1 protein-coding gene is annotated in these 4,962 nt (G+C 37.2%); it reads left to right on the plus strand.

The genetic code is table 11. The annotated features are described in order from the left end of the window. Nucleotides 1–4,386, plus strand: a 4,386-nt coding sequence (locus SST62_RS0100905; protein ID WP_029185932.1) for a ZmpA/ZmpB/ZmpC family metallo-endopeptidase, incomplete at its 5' end; no start/stop codon positions are given. Nucleotides 4,387–4,962: the final 576 nt, after the last annotated feature.

Raw genomic sequence — 4,962 nt, forward strand, 5'->3', positions numbered from 1 at the left:
GAGGAGCCTACAGATCCAGTAGTTCCCCCAACCCTCGAGGAGCCTACAGATCCAGTTGCTCCCCCAACCCCCGAGGAGCCTACAGAACCCGTTACTCCCCCAACCCTCGAGGAACCTACAGCCCCAGTAGTTCCCCCAACCCTCGAAGAACCTACAGATCCTGTTACTCCTCCAACCCCCGAGGAACCTACAGCCCCAGTAGTTCCCCCAACTATCGAGGAACCTACAGCCCCAGTAGTTCCCCCAACCACTGAAGACCCTACAGATCCAGTAGTTCCCCCAACCCCCGAGGAGCCTACAGAGCCTGTGGTTCCCGCAGAGCCAGAAAAACCAGTTGTAGAGGAAAAAGTGCCGCAAGTCGTAATCACGAATTTGGTAGAAAACACTGATGCCAAATCAGCGACACTCAGCTATAAATTGACGGACGAAACAACTAGCTTCCGTAAAGCAGTGGCATTATTGTATGATGACACAGGTAAGTTAGTTCAAGAAAAAGATATACCTCTTGCAGATTCAAATGGTCAACTGACACTTGAAAATCTAGATTTCTATACGGCTTATACTGTCAAAACAAAGATTTTTTACACAATGGAAGGGCAGGAACAAAGTTCTGAACAGGAAGCTATTCTCGAAAGTATGCGTCAATTTGATTTGATCTACAAGAAGATTGAAATCAAGGATGTTGATGCGGTAACAATTTATCGTCGAAAAGATGGAAAGTATATCAGCGCAGTTTTTTTAGAAGAAATTCCATCAGATTTGACAGAGTTATTTGTCAAAGTTAGTTCAGAACGTTTTAAAGATGTCTATATCCCAGTTACAGAAGTGACAGATAGTGTAAAAGACGGGCAAGCAGTCTATAAAGTGACAACCTCTTTTGAACAGTTGGTCGAAGATAATGGTTCTCAATATATTCAAAATAAGATATTTTATATTCCAAAAATTGTAAAAGAATCAGATGTCTATTTTACTTTCTCGGACTTGGTTAATGCAATTAACAATAATCCGTCTGGTACTTTCAAACTCGGTGCTGATTTGTATGCTGATGAATTGTCAATTGGTGATGTTCGCGCCTACATTACGGAACCATTTAAAGGTAGCTTGACTGGTGAACATAACGGCTCAAAATTTGCTATTTATAATCAAAAAGTACCATTGTTCCAGAAAGTGGAAGGGGCAACTATTACCTCCCTAGATTTAAAAAATGTCAATATTGCTTCAGCAATACATACAGACTTAGGTGCGTTGGTTAATGAAGCACAACAATCAACCCTAACAGATATTGCTGTTGAAGGAAATATTAGAGGTCAACGAAACTATGGTGGCATTGTCTATAAATTGGACGGTCAATCTCATTTAACAAATGCAAGATTTAAAGGAAAGATTGATTCTTACGGGACTGGCGAATCGTATGTAGGTGGTATTGCGGGTTTAAGTACAGGTTCATACATTGATAAAGTGATAGCAGATGTAGCAATTGCCATTAAGGGAGAAAATAATCAAGCAGCAGGCGGAATTGTTGGTCGTCTAACTGGAGGGAACGGTGAAAGAGGCATAAATCTTCAGAATGCTTATGCGACAGGAACAATTACTAACAATGGTAAAACGAATCAATTGGGTAGTATTGTTGGAACAAACCAAAAGGGTTGGGTTGATGGTCGCATCCATAATGTCATTGGAAATGTAAAAGGTAGTCTAGCGGTTGTTGGATCCCTACATGATGGAAATGTTGCATTGCAAAATGCTTATAGTACACAGGACGATACAGTTGCTAGTAAAATTTCTGAAAGCGATGCTATACTGAAAGCGCAGGATCTAGGAGTAACTGCTACTGTTACGGATTCAAATCAACGAACTATTAATAGCTATTCTGTTGATTATCTGAAAGTAGCTAAAGCTCAAGCTGATTCTGTTATAGCTTATGAAAATATGGAGAAAATCTTACCATTCTATAATAAGGAACTTCTTGTTTATTATGGAAATAAGATTCCGCTATCTGATAAGTTGAACAAAGTAAAACTTGTAGATGTGGTTCCTATGAAAGATGGAGCAATAGTAGCAGACATCCTAGCAGATAAAGCAAGTATCAATAAGATTATGCTATACTTTGAAGATGGGACTGTTGACTATAAGTCAGTTACGTATAGTGATGACTTTAAGAATAATCACATTATTGAATATACTATTTCTGATATGTCTATTCCATACACACCAGAAAATTTTGTAAATCAAAATGAGGATATGGTGAACCGCCTTGTAGCTCTCTTACATCCGATAGCATATGAGTCCGAATCCTTGCAGAAACAGTTAAATCCTCCAGCAACTCCTGCTTATCAAACGACAAATGACATAAATGATATGTACTTTAAGTCTAGTTTTATGCATATCAAAGAAAATCTAGCTAGTTACCTTCGCAAAGTATTGACGTCGTCTATGAATGGTCAAGGACAGAATGTTGAAAATTATTTCGAAGCGAGAATAGCAGATAACAAAGAGGCTTTCCTATTAGGGTTATCATACCTCGATAGATGGTATGATATAAACTACGACCAATTGAATACAAAAGATTTGACCTTGTTTAATTTGGATTTCTTTGGTAATCACTCGGCTTCAACATTGGATGCTATTATCGCAATTGGTAGCGCAGGCTATGAAGTACTCAGACCGAAGAACAACGTAGCCACATACTCTACTTATTTATCAGGCATGACTGGCAAATCGACTGTGTTTGATTTTGTCGAAGCCTATCGAAAAGTATTTTTACCAGATAAAACAGATAATCAATGGTTTAAAGATAATACAAAAGCATATATTGTTGAAATAAAATCTCAAGTAGCAGAAGCTTTGGAAAAACAAAATAATGCTGAAAAGCATAGCAAGTATGCAGTTGAAGTGTATGACAAGATTACCAATCCTTCTTGGAGATATCGTCAAATGTTACTGCCATTACTTACTATGCCAGAGGAAGATATTTATATTCTTTCCAATATGAATACGATTTCATTTGGTGCGTTTAGTCGTTATAGAGATGTTACAAATAACCCAAGTCAACGTGAAGAAGTTCGCAATTTGGTTGACCAAGCTGCGATTTGGCAACGAGATCACACAGATTTTTGGTATAAAACATTGAATGCAGAGAATAAGGATAAGATGTTTGCTTCTTATATGAACACAGATGGTTTTGGTCTGTTTGATGAAAGTGGGAAACAAGCGTGGCAGGATTTGTCAAGTAATCTTTCTGCAATCCAAAATTTCTTTGGTCCAGTTCATAAATGGTTCGGTAGCAATGGTACCGCAGCTTATGCAGATGGAAGTGAGACGTATTTTGTAGCTTATCTTCTATTAGATAGGGTTGGAACATCTACTTATACTCACGAGATGGTGCATAATCTAGACTCTAATACATTATTCTATGGCAACGGGCGACGTTCAGGTCAAGGAGCTGAGTTATTTGCACAAGGGTTATTGCAAAGTCTAAGTAGTACAGAAGATAATACTATTGGATTGAATACATTTTATACTGACTTGGATAAGAAAGATTCGTTAATCCGTGTACATCCATATAAGCCTGTTGAGCGATTTACAAATCAAGAAGATTTGAATACCTATGCTCACAATATGTTTGACGCAATTTATCTTCTTGATTATCTGGAAGGTAGTGCTGTATTGCAACAAAGTAATGAAGTGAAGAAAGCATGGTTCAGAAAGATTGAAAATTATTATGATGGGGTTCATGCAGGTAACCAGATTCGTCCATTAACCGATGAAGAAGTTGCACAGTTAACAACCTTCAATGCTCTGATTGATCAAAGTATTATAAACCGGAGACAGTATTATGACAATGCAAAATTATCAAGAAATGGCTACTACAATACCTTCTTGTTATCTCCTATTTATTCTGCGTTGGATAATCCAACAGGAGCGCCAGGTGATTTGATGTTTAGACGGATGGCTTATGAACTTCTAGCTGCTAAAGGTTATGATGAAGGATTCATTCCTTATGTAAGTAATCAGCTAAAATCAGAAGCATCAAACGGTATTGTAACGGATACGGTTGTTCTAAATCATATCTTTAATAATAAATACGCAACTTGGACCGAGTTCAAAAAAGATATGTATAAGGAACGGATTGATCAATTAGTAAAATTAAAACCATTTACAATTGTATATGAGTTAGATAAACCAAATTCAACTCAAACGGTTACTATCAATTCTTACCAAGATTTAGAAAATCTGATGAAGGCGGCGGTAGAAGAGGATATGAAGCGACTTAGCCATGCAACATCAAATGAAGCTACTAGCTGGGTTCATAGTTTGAAACGTAAGGTGTATAGTGCCCTTCTTCGTTCTACAGATGAGTTTAGAACTTCAATCTTTAATCCATAAAGTATTGTATTCTCATTGCGTGACCAGTTGATTTTATCGTACTCTAGAGCTATTTACAGATAGTTGTAACGCTTTGGTTGGAGAAATTACTGGTACAGTAAATAATTTAGAAAAGATTGTATGATAAGGTGTATCTGTTTAGAAGTGTGCTGCATTGTAACTTCTCAACAGGATAGGATTAGTATGCTCATTTTCTGTTAAGGATAAAAGACTATCTTATAACAAAGGAATAGAATACCTTGTTAGTGACTGGGTTCAAACCTAATGTTATTGAGTTAGCTGCCCTATAATATTTTGCAACCTTTTGTCAATTCTAGTGGGTAGATGAAAGGTTAATACCTAGAAAGGACCAGTTTAGGAGGATCCTACTGAAAAAGTCATCGTTTGATGACTTTTTTTGGCTCTTTGTCAACTGTAGTGGGTAGACGAAAAGCTAACACCTAGAGAGGACGAACTTCGTTCTCTCTTTTTCAATATTCAAAGCGATGTATAGTTGTTTAGTTTTTTATTTGATGTATGATAAAATAGACTTATGACTTACGGAATTGATTTTAGAAAACGCGTTATTGCCTATGT

It is taken from the genome of Streptococcus suis YS56 (genome assembly GCF_000440115.1).
Taxonomy (GTDB): Bacteria; Bacillota; Bacilli; order Lactobacillales; family Streptococcaceae; genus Streptococcus; species Streptococcus suis_L.